At 32.9% G+C, this 703-nt stretch carries 1 protein-coding gene; it reads left to right on the forward strand.

What is annotated here, in order from left to right; genetic code table 11:
- The coding region (locus LS81_RS11470; protein ID WP_034348085.1) for a hypothetical protein at positions 1-703 on the forward strand (703 nt) is incomplete at both ends.

A 703-nucleotide genomic window follows, 5' to 3' on the forward strand; every position in this document is an offset into this window, starting at 1 on the left:
AACAAGCCAAAGAGCAAGGCTTGTCACAAGTGCAAAGCAATACCAATGCACAGCAATTAACATTACACGACATACAAGAAAGATTAACTGCTAGAAAAAAAGAACTAGAACAACAAAGCAACGACCTTTCAACAGAACTAAAGACACAAGAAAAAGAGGCTAATAGAGTAGCACCTATTCTTAATGAATTATTGCAGAAATGGAGAGCCTTAAACCCTCTTATAATTGAATGGAAAGAAAGAAAGGAGATAAGAGGCAAATTTGGGCAATTTTTGGGCTATGAAAAGAAACTCTCTAAACGCAAACCAAATCTAAGTAACCTAGAACATATAGAAAATACACTAGAAGCCTATAAAAGTTATGCAAAAAATAATGAAGATTCTGCAGAAAGCGTGAAAAAAGAAATAGTATTACTTGAAGACTATGTAGAAAAACTTAAAAATAGACCAAATATGCAAAACTTAAGAGAACAGGGGCAACTAAAAGAGCAGATATTGAGTGATGAGCGTAGAAAAATAAATACTTATCATGACCTAAGACAAAATTTTAATAAGGGGTATTACACTGATTTACAAATACTAGAGGCTAACAATATTCCACAAGAACAGCACAAGCAGTTACTAGAGTTTATTTCGCAAACAAGAAGCTATATCGAAACTAGCTTTAGTATCAATCCTTTAAAAGAATTTGGAACAAATTACGC

The sequence above is a fragment of the Helicobacter trogontum genome (genome assembly GCF_000765905.2).
GTDB lineage: Bacteria > Campylobacterota > Campylobacteria > Campylobacterales > Helicobacteraceae > Helicobacter_A > Helicobacter_A trogontum.